Annotated in this window: 15 protein-coding genes; 11 read left to right on the top strand and 4 right to left on the bottom strand. The window is 70.3% G+C overall.

Annotation, left to right across the window (positions count from 1 at the left end):
- Positions 1 to 54 precede the first annotated feature (54 nt).
- Positions 55 to 1,650: an ABC transporter substrate-binding protein gene (locus ASC60_RS21410; protein ID WP_055553384.1), complete on the top strand. Its 1,596-nt coding sequence runs from the start codon at positions 55 to 57 to the stop codon at positions 1,648 to 1,650.
- Between the two features lie 84 nt (positions 1,651 to 1,734).
- Here the strand turns inward: ASC60_RS21410 and ASC60_RS21415 are convergent, their stop codons facing one another.
- Together ASC60_RS21415 and ASC60_RS21420 are read right to left on the bottom strand one after the other, a co-directional pair.
- A complete protein-coding gene (locus ASC60_RS21415) occupies positions 1,735 to 2,406 on the bottom strand; it encodes a response regulator transcription factor (protein ID WP_009719179.1) in 672 nt (223 codons plus the stop codon).
- A gap of 13 nt (positions 2,407 to 2,419) precedes the next feature.
- A complete protein-coding gene (locus tag ASC60_RS21420) occupies positions 2,420 to 3,352 on the bottom strand; it encodes a PD-(D/E)XK nuclease family protein (protein ID WP_234357052.1) in 933 nt (310 codons plus the stop codon).
- 128 nt (positions 3,353 to 3,480) lie between these two features.
- On the opposite strand from ASC60_RS21420, the gene ASC60_RS21425 reads away from it, so the two are divergent.
- The 3 genes from ASC60_RS21425 to ASC60_RS21435 all read left to right on the top strand — a co-directional run bounded on the left by ASC60_RS21425 (position 3,481) and on the right by ASC60_RS21435 (position 6,468).
- Positions 3,481 to 4,725: a site-2 protease family protein gene (locus ASC60_RS21425; RefSeq protein ID WP_055553388.1), complete on the top strand. Its 1,245-nt coding sequence runs from the start codon at positions 3,481 to 3,483 to the stop codon at positions 4,723 to 4,725.
- A gap of 59 nt (positions 4,726 to 4,784) precedes the next feature.
- On the top strand, positions 4,785 to 5,750 hold the full coding sequence (locus ASC60_RS21430; protein ID WP_055553390.1) for a tRNA (adenine-N1)-methyltransferase: 966 nt from the start codon (positions 4,785 to 4,787) through the stop codon (positions 5,748 to 5,750).
- A 115-nt stretch (positions 5,751 to 5,865) separates the two neighbouring features.
- Complete coding sequence (locus tag ASC60_RS21435) at positions 5,866 to 6,468, top strand: hypothetical protein (RefSeq protein WP_055553392.1); 603 nt, start codon at positions 5,866 to 5,868, stop codon at positions 6,466 to 6,468.
- A gap of 29 nt (positions 6,469 to 6,497) precedes the next feature.
- On the opposite strand, the gene ASC60_RS21440 is transcribed toward ASC60_RS21435, so the two are convergent.
- Positions 6,498 to 6,788, bottom strand: a complete 291-nt coding sequence (locus ASC60_RS21440; RefSeq protein WP_055553393.1) for a ferredoxin — start codon at positions 6,786 to 6,788, stop codon at positions 6,498 to 6,500.
- Between the two features lie 257 nt (positions 6,789 to 7,045).
- On the opposite strand from ASC60_RS21440, the gene arc reads away from it, so the two are divergent.
- The 6 genes from arc (at position 7,046) to prcA (ending at position 13,215) form a co-directional block, all read left to right on the top strand.
- Positions 7,046 to 8,812: a proteasome ATPase gene (gene arc / locus ASC60_RS21445; protein ID WP_055553583.1), complete on the top strand. Its 1,767-nt coding sequence runs from the start codon at positions 7,046 to 7,048 to the stop codon at positions 8,810 to 8,812.
- Between the two features lie 262 nt (positions 8,813 to 9,074).
- The gene (gene dop / locus ASC60_RS21450; RefSeq protein ID WP_079038525.1) at positions 9,075 to 10,586 is read left to right on the top strand and encodes a depupylase/deamidase Dop; all 1,512 of its coding nucleotides are present in this window, start codon (positions 9,075 to 9,077) and stop codon (positions 10,584 to 10,586) included.
- Positions 10,587 to 10,721: 135 nt separating this feature from the next.
- Entirely contained in the window at positions 10,722 to 10,940 is a 219-nt protein-coding gene (locus tag ASC60_RS21455; RefSeq protein WP_055553398.1) for a ubiquitin-like protein Pup, read from the top strand.
- A gap of 41 nt (positions 10,941 to 10,981) precedes the next feature.
- Positions 10,982 to 11,575: an endonuclease VII domain-containing protein gene (locus ASC60_RS39465; RefSeq protein ID WP_234357053.1), complete on the top strand. Its 594-nt coding sequence runs from the start codon at positions 10,982 to 10,984 to the stop codon at positions 11,573 to 11,575.
- Positions 11,527 to 12,372 carry a proteasome subunit beta gene (gene prcB, locus ASC60_RS21460; RefSeq protein ID WP_055553400.1) on the top strand — a complete coding sequence of 282 codons (846 nt, stop codon included), beginning with the start codon at positions 11,527 to 11,529 and terminating at the stop codon, positions 12,370 to 12,372. Before ASC60_RS39465 ends, prcB begins: the two co-directional genes overlap by 49 nt.
- 54 nt (positions 12,373 to 12,426) lie before the next feature.
- Entirely contained in the window at positions 12,427 to 13,215 is a 789-nt protein-coding gene (gene prcA / locus ASC60_RS21465; RefSeq protein ID WP_079038526.1) for a proteasome subunit alpha, read from the top strand.
- A gap of 66 nt (positions 13,216 to 13,281) precedes the next feature.
- Here the strand turns inward: prcA and ASC60_RS21470 are convergent, their stop codons facing one another.
- Complete coding sequence (locus tag ASC60_RS21470) at positions 13,282 to 14,325, bottom strand: LacI family DNA-binding transcriptional regulator (protein ID WP_055553403.1); 1,044 nt, start codon at positions 14,323 to 14,325, stop codon at positions 13,282 to 13,284.
- A 129-nt stretch (positions 14,326 to 14,454) separates the two neighbouring features.
- Here ASC60_RS21470 and ASC60_RS21475 point away from each other — a divergent pair, with 129 nt between their 5' ends.
- Positions 14,455 to 15,714, top strand: coding sequence for an MFS transporter (locus tag ASC60_RS21475; RefSeq protein WP_055553405.1), 1,260 nt, complete (start codon positions 14,455 to 14,457; stop codon positions 15,712 to 15,714).

Consider the following 15,714-nt stretch of genomic DNA (forward strand, 5'->3'; position numbering starts at 1 on the left):
GCGACGCCAGACGGGGGCCGGATACGAGACGACGAAACTGTGAGGAAACCACCCGTGAGGAAACGTGACCAGTGGCTGGCAGCTCCGCTCGGTGCGGGACTCGCCGCCGCCCTTCTCACCGGCTGTGGGAGCGAGGACGGGGACGCCGCGGGCAGCGGTGAGCACGTCGTCATGGGAATGTCGGACGAGGTGCTGGCCACCGACCCGGCATCCGGCTACGACCCGGGCTCCTGGCTGTTGTTCAATAACGTGTTCCAGTCGCTGCTGAGCTTCCCCAAGGGCGGCACCACCCCGCAGCCGGAGGCGGCGGAGAAGTGCGGCTTCAAGGACAACTCCAGCCGGGTCTTCAGCTGCACCCTGCGGAACGACCTGACGTTCTCCAACGGGCATCCGCTCACCTCCGAGGACGTCAAGTTCTCGTTCGAGCGCACCCTGCGGATCAACGACGAGAACGGCCCGGCGGTGATGCTCTCCACCATCGGGAACATCAAGACCCCGGACGAGCGGACCGTCGTGTTCAACCTGAGGACCCCGGACGCCACCTTCCCGCAGAAGATCGCCTCCGGCGCCGGGTCCATCGTGGACCACAGCGCGTACCCGGCCGACAAGCTGCGCACCGACAACAAGGCGACCGGCTCCGGCGTCTACAAGCTGGACTCCTTCAGCAAGAAGGAGGCGGACTTCTCGGTCAACGGCGGCTACAAGGGCCCCGCCAAGGCCCAGAACACCGGGCTGACCCTGAAGTTCTTCCAAGGCCGGCAGCAGGAGCTGAAGGACGCCGTCCAAAGCGGCGACGTGGACCTGGCCTACCGCGGACTGGCCATGAAGGACCTGGCCGACCTGCAGGCCGAGTCCCTCAGCGGCGGCAAGAACCTGAACGTCGTCGAGGGAACCGGCGCCGAGATCCAGCACCTGGTCTTCAACATGGAGGACCCGGTGGCCGGGAAGCTGGGCGTCCGCAAGGCCATGGCGTACCTCATCGACCGCTCCACCCTGGTCCGGGACGTCTACAAGCGCACCGCCGAGCCGCTGTACTCGGTCGTCCCGGCCGGGATCACCGGCCACAACACGGCCTTCTTCGACAAGTACGGCGACCGGCCGCAGCCGGAGAAGGCCGAGCAGGCGCTGCGGGAGGAGGGGATCACCGGCAAGGTCAAGCTCACCCTGTGGGGCACCCCGATCCGCTACGGCCCCGGCACCGTGCCGGGCCTGCACGAGATCGCCAAGCAGCTCAACGCCAGCGGGCTGTTCGACGTCGACGTGAAGAGCACCGACGCCGCCGCCTACGAGAAGGGCGTGGCCGCGGGCGACTACCCCGTCTACGTCAAGGGCTGGGTGCCCGACTACCCGGACCCGGACAACTTCGTCGCCCCGTTCTTCGGCGCCGGCAACGTCCTGGCCAACCACTACACCTCGGCGCAGCTCACCGGGCAGCTCATCCCGGCCACCGCCGGCCAGCCCAGCCGCGCGGCCACGGTCGGCGACTTCCAGAAGATCCAGAACCTGGTCGCCGACGACGTGCCGATGCTGCCGCTGTGGCAGGGCAAGCAGTACGCGGTGGCCCAGGACTCCATCTCCGGGCTGCAGTGGACCCTGGACGCCTCGACGGTCTTCCGCTTCTGGGAGATCAAGAAGTCGCCGACCGACTGACCCCCGGTCCCGTCCCGCCCCGGCGCGCGCCTTTCCGTGCACCGCGCTCGCCGGGACGGCGCGGCCGGCGCCGGGGCGGGACGGCTACTGCGCGCCGGGGCGGACCAGCCCGCTCTCGTACGCGTAGACCGCGGCCTGCACCCGGTCCCGCAGCCCCAGCTTGGTCAGCACATGACCCACATGCGTCTTGACCGTCGTCTCGCTCACGAACAGATCCGCGGCGATCTCCGCGTTCGACAGGCCCCGGGCCACCAGCTTGAGCACCTCGACCTCGCGCTCGGTGAGCGTGTGCAGGGTGTCCGGAACCGGCTCCTCACCCGACGGCAGGTGCCCGGCGTACTTGTCGAGCAGCCGGCGCGTGATGCTCGGCGCCAGCATCGCCTCGCCCGCCGCCACCACCCGGATGGCCTGCACCAGCTCGGTGGCCGGCGCGTCCTTCAGCAGAAAGCCGCTGGCCCCGGCGCGCAGCGCCTCCACCACGTACTCATCGAGGTCGAAGGTGGTCAGCACCAGCACCTTCGCCGGGCCGTCCCGCCCGGGGCCGGTGATCTGCCGGGTCGCCTCCACCCCGTCCATCCGCGGCATCCGGATGTCCATCAGCACCACGTCGGGCTGGAGCGCCCGCACCTGGTCGAGGGCCTGCAGACCGTCCCCCGCCTCGCCGACGACCGCCAGATCCTGCTCCGCCTCCAGGATCATCCGGAAGCCGGTGCGCAGCAGCGGTTGATCATCGACCAGTAGGACGCGGATCGCCACGGGATCTCCTTCGCTAGACCGCGTCCATTCTGCCGGAGCCGTCGCCCCCGGAGGGAGCGGGGGACAGGGGCGGGGACTGTGCCGGGATCACGGGCAGCGGATACGGCGGGGGAGTGCCACCGAATTCCGGACAGCGCTCCTGGTGATCGCACCAGCCGCACAGCTTGGTCCGGCGCGGCAGGAAGTCCCCCGTCTCCGTCGCCAGCCGGATCGCCTCCCACAGGGCCAGCACCTTGCGCTCCACGCCGAGCAGATCCCGCTCGTCCGGGTCGTAACTCAGCACATCGCCGCTGCCCAGATAGACCAGCTGCAGCCGGCGCGGCACCGTGCCGCGCAGCCGCCACAGCACCAGGGCGTAGAACTTCATCTGGAACAGCGCCTCGCCCGCGTACCGCGGCCCGGGCGCCTTCCCCGTCTTGTAGTCGACGATCCGCACCTCACCGGTCGGCGCGATGTCCACCCGGTCGATGATCCCGCGCAGCGTCAGCCCCGACTCCAGCGCGGTCTCCACGAACAGCTCCCGCTCGGCGGGCTCCAGCCGCGTCGGGTCCTCCAGCGAGAACCACTCCTCCACCAGCTTCTCGGCCCCCACCAGCCACTCGGCCAGCTGCTCCGGGGACTCCGCGCCGTCCTCCCCCCGGAACAGCTCCGCCAGCTCCGGCTTGGCCGCCAGCAGCCGCTCCCACTCGCCCGGCACCATCGCCCGGGCGCGCGGCGCGGTGCGCTCGGCGGCGGGCGCGTCGAACAAGCGCTCCAGCACCGCGTGCACCACCGTGCCCCGGGTCGCGGCCGCGCTCGGCTTCTCCGGCAGTTTGTCGATCACCCGGAAGCGGTACAGCAAGGGGCACCGCATGAAGTCTGCCGCTCGGGACGGGGAGAGCGACGCGGCACGGCCTGACTGCGGTGCCCCGTCCGGCTGTTCGGGCTGCCCTGAGGTGATTCCCATGGCCAAGACCCTACGACCCGCCACCGACAGCCGGACGCATACCATCGACGTCCGAGCCCCTCGCACTGCATGATCGTGGGGACCGTATCAAAACAGGGTGCGACGGACGCACCCGACGAGGGGACACCGTGGACAACAGCGGGCAGCGGCAGTCCGGCGACGGGGGAGCGGACCGCACGACCGAGCCCGAGGCGGACAAGCCGCGCCGCCCACCCGAGTCGGGCGGCGGCATCCTGATGGGACGCCCCTTCGGCGTACCCGTCTACGTCTCGCCCAGCTGGTTCCTGGTGGCCGCCCTCATCACCTGGGTCTTCGGCGGCCAGCTGGAGCGGGTGCTGCCGGAGCTGGGTGCCGCCCGCTACCTGGTGTCACTGTTCTTCGCCGTCGCCTTCTACGCCTCCGTCCTGGTGCACGAGCTGGCCCACACCGTGGCCGCCCTGCGCTTCAAGCTGCCGGTGCGCCGGATCCAGCTGCAGTTCTTCGGCGGCGTCTCGGAGATCGAGAAGGAGTCCGAGACCCCGGGCCGGGAGTTCGTCCTCGCCTTCGTCGGCCCGCTGCTCTCCCTGGTCCTCTCCGGGGTCTTCTACCTCGGGATGCTGGTCGTGGAGCCCGACTCGGTGCCCGGGGTGCTGCTCGCCGGGCTGATGATCTCCAACCTCATCGTGGCCGCCTTCAACCTGCTCCCCGGCCTTCCGCTGGACGGCGGGCGGATGCTGCGCGCCGTCGTCTGGAAGATCAGCGGCAGGCCCATGGCCGGCACCGTCGCCGCCGCCTGGACCGGCCGGGCGCTCGCCGTCGCCGTCCTGGTGGGACTGCCGCTGCTCACCCAGGCGGGCGGCCTCGGCGGCGAGCCCAAGGACTTCGGCAGCGTCGACTCGCTCACCGACGCGCTGCTCGCCGCCATACTGGCCGCGATCATCTGGACCGGCGCGGGCAACAGCCTGCGCATGGCCCGGCTGCGGGAGCGCCTGCCGGACCTGCGCGCCCGCAACCTCACCCGGCGCGCCGTGCCCGTCGGCGCCGACACCCCGCTGTCCGAGGCGCTGCGGCGGGCCAACGAGGCGGGGGCGCGCGCCCTGGTCGTGGTGGACGGCCACGGCGCCCCGACCGCCGTGGTGCGGGAGGCGGCCATCGTCGGGGTCCCGGAGCACCGGCGTCCCTGGGTCGCGGTCAGCGGCCTCGCCCAGGACCTCAAGGACGGTATGCGGGTCTCCGCCGAGCTGACCGGCGAGGAACTGCTGGACACCCTGCGCGCCACCCCGGCGACGGAGTACCTGGTGGTGGAGGAGACGGGCGAGATCTACGGGGTGCTCTCCACGGCGGACGTCGAGCGCGCCTTCGTCAACGCCATGGCACGCACCCCGACCGCCTGAGGCGGCCGCCCCGGGGCCCGCCGTCCCGGACAGCCTCCCCGCCCCGGTAGGCTGTTCACATGTCCGAACCGACCGGTGCCGCCCGCCGTCGCGGGCCCTTCCAGGTCGGGGACCAGGTCCAGCTCACCGACCCCAAGGGACGCCACTACACGTTCACGCTCGAAGCCGGGAAGAATTTCCACACCCACAAGGGTTCCTTCCCCCATGACGAGCTGATCGGCGCCCCCGAGGGAACTGTCGTGCGCACCACGGGAAACGTCGCGTATCTCGCGCTGCGTCCCCTGCTCCCCGACTATGTCCTGTCCATGCCACGCGGTGCCGCCGTGGTCTACCCCAAGGACGCGGGGCAGATCCTGGCGATGGCCGACATCTTCCCCGGCGCACGCGTCGTCGAGGCGGGCGTCGGCTCCGGCTCGCTCTCCACCTTCCTGCTGCGGGCCATCGGCGACCAGGGCATGCTGCACTCCTACGAGCGCCGGGCCGACTTCGCCGAGATCGCCTCCCAGAACGTCGAGCGCTACTTCGGCGCCCCGCACCCCGCCTGGCGGCTCACCGTCGGCGACCTCCAGGACAACCTGTCCGACACCGACGTCGACCGCGTCATCCTGGACATGCTCGCCCCCTGGGAGTGCCTGGAGGCGGTGTCCAAGGCGCTCGTGCCCGGCGGCATCCTGTGCGCCTACGTCGCCACCACCACCCAGCTGGCCCGCACCGTGGAGTCCATCCGCGAGCACGGCACCTTCAACGAGCCGTCCGCCTGGGAGACCATGGTCCGCACCTGGCACGTGGAGGGCCTGGCGGTACGCCCCGACCACCGCATGATCGGCCACACCGGCTTCCTGCTCACCGCCCGCCGGCTCGCGGACGGCGTGGAGCCGCCGCTGCGCCGCCGTCGGCCCGCCAAGGGCGCGTACGGCGACGACTACCCCGGCTACGGCAGCGGGAAGGACACCGGCACCAGCGGCGCCCCGGAGGGCAAGCGGGGCGCGTCCGGTGGCCAGCCCCCCGCGGCCGACGCCGGCTGACCGCCCGGTCACGCCAACGACCCGGCGCGGCCACCGACTTCCCCCTGCGGGGCGGTGGCCGCGCCGGTGTGAGATGTGGCACGATGCGGAGCATCCCCTCCGCCGCAGCCATGTCATGGAGTCATCCCGCGTGCAGTCTCTGGGCCCGGATCTCGCACACACCCGCACCCGTCCGGTGCACTGGATCGCGACCGCGGCCGCCGTGGCCGCCGTCGTCGCCGGGGCGTCGGTCTTCCAGCCCCCCGCCGCCAAGGCCACCCCGGCCCCCGCCACCCTCTCCGCGCACCGCGCCGGCGGCCTCCCGGCCCTGCTGGCCCCCGATCCGCGGGCCGCGCACTACCCGATGGACTGCGGCCGGGCCGAGCCCGGCGTCGTGGACCGGGCCTCGGGAGACCTCGACGGGGACGGGCAGCCGGAAACCGTCGCCGTGGTCCGCTGCGAGACCGCGGCCGGCAACCCGCCCAGCGGCGTCTACGTGCTCGCCCAGCCGGAGCGCGCGGGTGCGGCCCCCCGGATCGTGGCGACCTTCGTCGATCCGAAGGAGGGGATGAGCGTCAAGGATTTCGCCGTGCGCGGAACGAAGGTTTCGGCCACTTTGCTGGGCTACTCGTCCACGAACGTCCCGCGGTGCTGTCCCGATCTGCAGCGCAAGGTCAACTGGCAGTGGCGGGACGGCAAGTTCGTACTGAAGGCCCTTCCCGTACCGGGGAGTGTCTGACCGGTCACGCGCTGTCGCGCACCCGGACGCTACTCCGCGTCCGGGCCGTACACCTCGACCTTGTCCGCGGCGCGCCGCACATGGATGCAGTCGCCCGGGCACTCCTTGGCGGAGTCCACGACCTCGGTGAGCAGCGGCAGCGGCACCTTGGTCGTCGCACCCTTGTCCTGCAGAAGCTCGTCGTCGGCGCTCTTGACGTAGGCTAGACCGTCGATGTCGAGTTCGAAGACCTCGGGCGCGTACTGGGCACAGATCCCATCACCCGTGCACAGGTCCTGGTCAATCCAGACTTCAAGATCGCCGAGCTCCTCGTTCCGCACGGTGCGTCGCCTGCCGTTCCCTCGATACGCGTTTCAACATTGACTAAATATCGCCAGCCCTGGCGGGTGTTGACCGGGTCGACGATACAACCGCTCGCTTTCCGATGTTGTTGGGTGGGTATTCACCTGGCGTGAGGGAGTGCGCAAGGGTGAAGATCGGACACACGCCGACCGGGTTTGTGATCTAGGGGTTTCAACCCGCACCGGCCCAGGTAGGGTCAGGAAGCGTCCAGCTCCCCTTGGAGGAGGTGAGGACCGTGGCAGCCCACGACGACGACATCAACCGCGGCATCCGGCCGGGGCGCGGGTCTGACGACCCCGCCGGCCAGGTTGCCTATCTCGAGCAGGAAATCGCCGTCCTGCGCCGCAAGCTCGCCGACTCTCCGCGTCACACGAGGATTCTCGAAGAGCGGATCGTCGAGCTGCAGACCAATCTGGCGGGAGTGTCCGCACAGAACGAGCGGCTCGCGAACACCCTCCGTGAGGCCCGCGACCAGATCGTGGCCCTCAAGGAGGAGGTCGACCGGCTCGCGCAGCCGCCGGCCGGTTTCGGTGCCTTTCTGCAGGCGAACGAGGACGGCACGGCCGACATCTTCACCGGAGGCCGTAAACTCCGCGTGAATGTCAGCCCAAGCGTCGAGCTCGATGACCTCAGGCGGGGCCAGGAGGTCATGCTCAACGAGGCGCTCAATGTGGTCGAGGCCATGGAGTTCGAGCGCGCCGGGGACATCGTCACCCTCAAGGAGGTCCTTGAGGACGGCGAGCGGGCCCTGGTGATCGGGCACACCGACGAGGAGCGCGTGGTGCGGCTCGCCGAGCCGCTGCTGGAAACCACCATCCGCCCCGGTGACGCCCTGCTGCTGGAGCCCCGGTCCGGCTACGTCTACGAGGTCGTGCCGAAGAGCGAGGTCGAGGAGCTCGTCCTCGAAGAGGTCCCGGACATCGACTACACCAAGATCGGCGGCCTGGGAAACCAGATCGAGCTGATCCGGGACGCGGTCGAGCTTCCGTACCTCTACCCCGACCTGTTCAAGGAGCACGAACTGCGGCCGCCCAAGGGCGTGCTGCTGTACGGCCCGCCCGGCTGCGGCAAGACGCTGATCGCGAAGGCCGTCGCCAACTCCCTTGCCAAGAAGGTCGCCGAGGTCACCGGCAAGCCCGCGGGGAAGAGCTTCTTCCTCAACATCAAGGGCCCCGAGCTGCTCAACAAGTACGTCGGTGAGACGGAGCGGCACATCCGGCTGGTCTTCCAGCGGGCCCGGGAGAAGGCCAGTGAGGGCACGCCGGTCATCGTCTTCTTCGACGAGATGGACTCCCTGTTCCGCACCCGCGGCTCCGGAGTCAGCTCGGACGTGGAGAACACCATCGTCCCGCAGCTGCTCTCCGAGATCGACGGTGTCGAGGGCCTGGAGAACGTCATCGTCATCGGCGCCTCCAACCGTGAGGACATGATCGACCCGGCCATCCTGCGCCCCGGCCGCCTCGATGTGAAGATCAAGATCGAGCGTCCGGACGCCGAGGCCGCCAAGGACATCTTCTCGAAGTACCTGACCGATACACTGCCGGTCCACACGGACGACCTCGCCGAGCACAGCGGCTCCGCGAAGGCGGCCGTCGCCGGCATGATCCAGTCGGTCGTCGAGCAGATGTACGCGGAATCCGAGGAAAACCGCTTCCTCGAAGTCACCTACGCCAATGGCGACAAGGAAGTCCTCTACTTCAAGGACTTCAACTCCGGCGCCATGATCCAGAACATTGTGGACCGGGCGAAGAAAATGGCCATCAAGGCATTCCTCGACCACAACCAGAAGGGCCTCAGGGTCTCCCACCTGCTCGCCGCCTGCGTGGACGAGTTCAAGGAGAACGAGGACCTGCCCAACACCACGAACCCGGACGACTGGGCCCGCATCTCCGGTAAGAAGGGCGAGCGGATCGTCTTCATCCGCACCCTGGTCACCGGAAAGCAGGGCGCGGACACGGGACGCTCCATCGACACGGTGGCCAACACCGGTCAGTACCTGTAACACCGCTGTCCGGCTGCGGATGTCCTGGACGGGGCATCCGCAGCCGGATGCGCTTTTCGGACGGCATTCATCGTATGAGTCCTACGAGCCCCACCGGAGCAATGACTGTCATGATCTCCGCAGCACCGCACAGCCGTAACCGGCTCATCGGTACCGCCGCGATCCCGCGGCGCGGCGGCTCGGGGGCCGGTCGCGGACCGGAAGCGCAGCGGTACTTGAGCGCCGGCCCCGGCCTGGGGCCGCGCCGGGCAAGGAGGGCCGCATGACCGTACGGCGCGTAATGGGAATCGAGACGGAGTACGGGATCTCCGTCCCGGGGCACCCCAACGCCAATGCCATGCTCACCTCGTCCCAGGTCGTCAACGCCTACGCGGCGGCGATGCACCGGGCGCGCCGCGCCCGCTGGGACTTCGAGGAGGAGAACCCGCTGCGGGACGCCCGCGGCTTCGACCTCGCGCGTGAGTCCGCGGACGCCAGTCAGCTCACGGACGAGGACATCGGCCTGGCCAACGTCATCCTCACCAACGGTGCGCGGCTCTACGTCGACCACGCGCACCCGGAGTACTCCGCCCCCGAGGTCACCAACCCGCGGGACGCGGTGCTGTGGGACAAGGCGGGCGAGCGGATCATGGCCGAGGCCGCGATGCGCGCCGCCGAGCTGCCCGGCGCCCAGCCGATCCACCTGTACAAGAACAACACCGACAACAAGGGCGCGTCCTACGGCACGCACGAGAACTACCTGATGAAGCGGGAGACCCCCTTCTCGGACATCGTGCGCCACCTGACGCCGTTCTTCGTCTCCCGCCAGGTCGTCACCGGCGCCGGCCGCGTCGGCATCGGCCAGGACGGCCACGAGCACGGCTTCCAGATCAGTCAGCGGGCCGACTACTTCGAGGTCGAGGTCGGGCTGGAGACCACCCTCAAGCGGCCCATCATCAACACCCGCGACGAGCCGCACGCCGACGCCGAGAAGTACCGCCGGCTGCATGTGATCATCGGCGACGCCAACCTCTCCGAGCTGTCGACGTACCTCAAGCTCGGCACCACCTCACTGGTGCTGTCGATGATCGAGGACGGCTTCATCGCCGTGGACCTGGCCGTCGACCAGCCGGTCCGCACACTGCACCAGGTCTCGCACGACCCGACGCTGCGGCGCCTGATCACGCTGCGCAGCGGCCGCACGCTGACCGCCGTACAGCTCCAGATGGAGTACTTCGAGCTGGCCCGCAAGTACGTCGAGGACCGCTTCGGCGCCGACGCCGACGAGCAGACCCGGGACGTGCTGACCCGCTGGGAGGACGTGCTCAACCGGCTGGAGCGCGACCCGATGTCGCTGTCCGGCGAGCTGGACTGGGTGGCCAAGCGCGAACTGCTGGAGGGCTACCGCAGGCGCGACAGCCTGGAGTGGGACGCCGCCCGGCTCCATCTGGTGGACCTGCAGTACGCCGACGTACGCCCCGAGAAGGGCCTCTACAACCGGCTGGCGGCGCGCGGCAAGATGAAGCGGCTGCTGGACGACTCCGATGTCGCACGGGCGCAGAACAAGCCCCCGGAGGACACCCGCGCCTACTTCCGCGGCCGCTGCCTGGAGCAGTACGCGGACGACGTGGCGGCGGCCTCCTGGGACTCGGTGATCTTCGACCTCCCGGGCCGTGACTCCCTGCAACGGGTCCCCACGCTGGAGCCCCTCCGGGGCACCCGCAACCACGTCAAGGAGCTGCTGGACCGCTGCCGCACGGCCGAGGACCTGGTCCGGGTGCTGTCCGGAGGCTGAAATGGGCTCCGACCGGGAATCATCGTGGTGGCCTCCACGCGTTGTAGCGAGTGGGAGGCCGATGTCGGACCCTGCTTGTAGGGTCTGATCTTGACACCGATCGAATCAGCGGGCGAACCGAGCGGGGTGAGGGACATGGCGACCAAGGACACCGGCGGCGGTCAGCAGAAGGCGTCGCGCACGACCGAGGAGGTCGAGGAGCAGGCGCAGGACGCACAGGCCGCGGAGGATCTCAAGGAGCGGCAGGAAAAGCTCTCCGACGACGTCGATTCCGTGCTGGACGAAATCGATGATGTGCTCGAAGAGAATGCCGAGGATTTCGTGCGGTCCTTCGTTCAGAAGGGTGGTGAGTGATTTCGCCTTCGATTGCAGGGCGAGATCAAGGATCGCTCGGGGTGAACGAAGATGTGAAAGCGAGGCGCTGTTCGCGTTGCAAGCAGGATCTGCAGCGGACTGCCTTCGCAAGCAACACGTCCATGTCCGATGGTCTCCAGGCGTACTGCCGGGAGTGCTCCGCCGAGTACTACCGGCAACGCCAGGAGGCCAAGGGGAAGAGGGTCCGGGAGAAGGTTCCGGTCCCGCCGGAACACAAGCGGTGTCCGCAGTGCGAAGAGGTGAAACCGCACTCCGGATGGGGATGCGACAAGTCCTCATCGGACGGCTGGGCGAGCTATTGCCGTGAGTGCGGGGCGGAGCGGAACCGAGTCAGCTATTTCAAGCGCAAGTACGGCCTCACGCCGCCGGAGTTGGATGCGCTGGTGGCCGAGCAGCAAGGTGTCTGTTGCATATGCCTCGCCGCCCCGGCCGCGCATGTGGATCACGACCACGGGACGGGTAGGGTCCGTGGCGTACTCTGCTTCAGCTGCGATGCGGCATTGGGGCAGTTCAAGGACCGAGCGGAGGCCATACGGCGTGCCGCCGCATATCTGGAAGGAAACGTGTGGAAGCCAACACTCGTAGCACCGGGCGTCTACCAGCTGCCTTCCTGACGCCAGGCTCATCCTCCTTCATGGACTTCCTCGGCGCGCATCAGCCCGAGCTGCTTCCGGGGAACCGCCCGCTTCCCCCGGTGCAGGGTGCGATCGAGGCACCGCATGGTACGACGATCGTGGCGGCGACGTTCGCCGGCGGGGTGGCGCTCGCCGGTGACCGCCGCGCGACCATGGGGAACGTCATCGCGCAGCGCGACATCGAGAAGGTCTTCCCGGCGGACGAGTACTCGGCCGTCGGCATCGCGGGCACGGCCGGTATCGCCGTGGAAATGGTCAAGCTCTTCCAGCTGGAGCTGGAGCACTTCGAGAAGGTCGAGGGCACCGTCCTCTCCCTGGAGGGCAAGGCCAACCGGCTGTCGACCATGATTCGCGGCAATCTCGGCATGGCGATGCAGGGGCTGGCCGTCGTCCCGCTCTTCGCGGGTTATGACGTCGACCGGGGGAAGGGCCGCATCTTCTCCTACGACGTGACCGGCGGTCGTTCTGAGGAGCGCGGTTTCGCGGCCACCGGCTCCGGCTCGACGTTCGCTCGCGGTTCGCTCAAGAAGCTCTACCGCGAGGACCTGAACGAGGAGCAGGCCGCCACCGCCGTGATCCAGGCGCTGTACGACGCGGCGGATGACGACTCGGCGACCGGCGGCCCTGATCTGGCCCGGCGCATTTATCCCATCGTCACGGTCATCACCGAGGACGGTTTCAAGAAGTTCACCGAGGCAGAGGTGGCCGACATCGTCCACGCCATCCACGAGCGTCGGCTCGAGGAGCCGGACGGCCCGCGCGCCGCCCTGCTCTGAGGGGACGGTTGACCCGGAATGTATTCGCCAATGACAGAAAGGGACGGATAGCCGGTGACGACGCCGTTCTATGTATCGCCTCAGCAGGCCATGGCCGACCGCGCGGAATACGCCCGCAAGGGCATCGCGCGTGGCCGCAGCGTGGTAGTGCTGCAGTATTCCGACGGCATCCTCTTCGTCGCCGAGAATCCGTCCCGTGCCCTGCACAAGGTCAGCGAGATCTACGACCGGATCGCCTTCGCGGCGGTCGGCAAGTACAACGAATTCGAGAACCTGCGCATCGGCGGCGTCCGCTACGCCGATCTGCGCGGCTATACCTATGACCGCGACGATGTCACGGCCCGTGGCCTGGCCAATGTCTACGCGCAGACGCTGGGCACGATCTTCTCCAGCGCCGCCGAGAAGCCGTACGAGGTCGAGCTGATCGTCGCCGAGGTCGGGGAGGGCCCCGCCGACGACCAGATCTACCGGCTGCCGCACGACGGATCCATCGTGGACGAGCACGGCTCGGTCGCCGTCGGTGGCAACGCCGACCAGATCAGCAGCTACCTCGACCAGCGCCACCGGGACGGCATGACGCTGGCCGAAGCCCTCAAGCTGGCCGTCGACTCGCTGGCCCGGGACAACAACGGTGGCGAGCGCAGCCTCACCGCCGAGCAGCTGGAGGTCGCGGTCCTGGACCGCAAGCGGCCTCAGGCCCGGAAGTTCAAGCGCGTCCTGGGCGGGCAGCTGGCCCGTCTCCTGGAGGGTTCCGGGGCCGCGGCGGAGGCCGACACGGAGTCGGAGTCCGGCGATTCCGAGGAGTCCGGCGAGTCCGGGGAGTCCTCCGCGAGCGAGGAGTAGGCACCGCCGGCGCCGTCCCGTCGTGGTGGGCCCCGACCGGGGCCCACCACGACGGGCGTCAGCGCCTCATCCGCCCGGCGGGGGAGGGGCGCTGGAGTCCCGTACGACCAGCTCCACGGGCAGTGTCGTGTCCCCGGCCGGCTCCCCGTCCAGGACCGCCATCAGCGCGCGCATCCCCTCCGCCCCGACCGCCTGCGCGGGCAGCGTCACGGTGGTCAGCTCCGGCTCGACCGCCGTGGCCAGCGCCAGGTCGTCGACGCCGGTCACCGACACGTCCTCCGGCACCCGCAGCCCCAGCCGCCGGGCGGCCTTGCACGCGCCCGCCGCGAGAATGTCGTCGTCGCACATCAGCGCCGTGGGCCGGGGCCCCGGGCCGGTGAGCGCCCGCAGCGCCGCCTGCCGCCCCTCCTCCACGCCCAGCGCCGCGCGCTCGGTGTGCAGCACGGTGCCGGGCACCGCGCGCACCGCCCCGGCCAGGGCCCGGGCGCGCACCCGGAAGGTCCAGGAGTCCACCGCCGCCGCCACATGGACGATCCGGCGGTGTCCGAGCCCCAGCAGATGCTCCGCCGCCTGCCGCATGCCGTCGCCGATGTCCAGGTTGACGGTGGCGGCGGTGGCCGGGTCGTCGGGGTCGCTGTCGAGCATCACCAGCGGCAGCCCGCCCCCGCGCACCACGGCCAGCGCGTCGGCGGCCATCGAGGAGGCGATCACGCCGTCCAGCGAGGCCCGCGCCGAGTCGAACGGGTCCCGGGCCGGGCCGACGCCCTCGGGGGACGGGTAGAGGACCACGCCGAAGCCGTGGTCGGCGGCGACCCGGGCGGCGCCGGTGTACACGTGCGCGAAGAACTCGTTGGTCAGGGCCGGGACGACGAGCAGCACGGTCCGGGTGCGGCCCAGCCGCAGGCTGCGCGCCGCCAGGTTGGGCCGGTAGCCCAGCTCGCGCGCCGCGGCCCGCACGGCGTCCGCGGTGCGCTCCGAGACCCGTCCGCGCCACTTGTCGCCGAGCACGAGGGAGACGGTCGCCTGGGACACCCCGGCGCTCCGCGCCACGTCCCGGCTGGTGACCCGCGCCGCGGACGGTCCGGTCCCCTGTGCGGTCCCGTGTGCCACTTCGCCTCCGCTGCGTCCGTACCCGCTGTCCGCCCGCCACGGGTGGACCCGGGGCAGGCCGCCATGGTACGTATAACGTCGCGTCGTTATACGTAAAACCCGATCCATCACCCACCAGGAGGGGCAGCCATGGCCGCCGGTTACGGGGAACTGCTGCGCACCCGCCACGCGGCACGGCTGCTCACCGGCACGCTGATCGGCCGGCTCCCGAACGCCACCGCCGCGCTCGCCGTGGTGCTCTTCGCCCGCTCCGAGGGCGGGAGCTACGCGCTGGCCGGGGCGCTCACGGCCGTCTACGGCGTGGCCAACGCCATCGGGCAGCCCCTGCTGGGACGGGCGGTGGACCGCTGGGGCCAGCCGGTCGTGATGTTCCCGGCCGCCGTGGTGTCCGCGCTCGGGATGACGCTGTTCGCCGTCGTGGGCCTCGATCCGCTGCCGGTGGCGTACGCCGCCATGCTGCTCGCGGGCCTGTTCACGCCTCCGCTGGAGGGCGGGCTGCGGGCCCTGTGGCCGGACGTCCTGCGCCGTTCCGACCAGGTGCACGCGGCGTACGCGCTGGACGCCGTGGCCCAGGAGGTGATGTTCGCCGTCGGCCCGCTGCTGGTCACCCTTCTGGTCGCCGGCTGGTCCGAGGCGGCCGCGCTGCTGGTCATCAACGCGGCCGGGGTCCTGGGCGCGCTGTCCGTCGTGGTGTCCACGCCGTCCCGGCGGTGGCGCTCCGCGCCGCGCGAGGCGCACTGGCTGGGCGCGCTGCGTTCCTCCGGGATGCTGGTGCTGCTCGGCTCGTTCTTCTTCGTCGGGATCGCGCTCGGCGCGATCGCGGTGGCAGCCGTCGCGTACGCGGACGAGCACGGCGGTGGAATGGTCTCCAGCTATCTGCTCTCCGCGCTCGGCGTGGGCGCCCTGGCCGGCGGCGTGGTCTACGGGGCCCGCCCGTGGGCCGGTCCGCCCGAGCGGCGGCTGCGGCTGCTGGTGGCCGCCCTGGCGCTCGGCTACGTGCCGCTCGTCCTGGTGCCGGGCGTCCCCGCGATGACGGCCCTCGCGGGCGTGGCGGGGGTGTTCCTGGCCCCGGCGCTCGCCTGTGCCTTCGTCGTCATCGACCGGCACGCCCCGGCGGGGACGGTCACCGAGGCGTTCTCCTGGCTCGTGACCACCTTCGTGGTGGGCAGTTCGGTCGGTACGGCGGCCGCCGGCCCCGCCGTGCAGCTGGGCGGTGCGGGTCTCGGATTCGCCGTCCCGGGGGCCGCCGGAGCGGCCGCCCTGGCCGTCCTGCTGGCCGCCCGGAGGCACCTGAAGGAGGCGCCGGGGCGAACGCCGGATGACCTCCGTCGGGAAAATGATCGGAGCCATGCCGCCGAACCCGGTTTCAGAGCAGGCCATCAGGCGTAA

Origin of the sequence: Streptomyces sp. NBRC 110028 (assembly GCF_001417735.1) — a bacterium.
Taxonomy (GTDB): domain Bacteria; phylum Actinomycetota; class Actinomycetes; order Streptomycetales; family Streptomycetaceae; genus Streptomyces.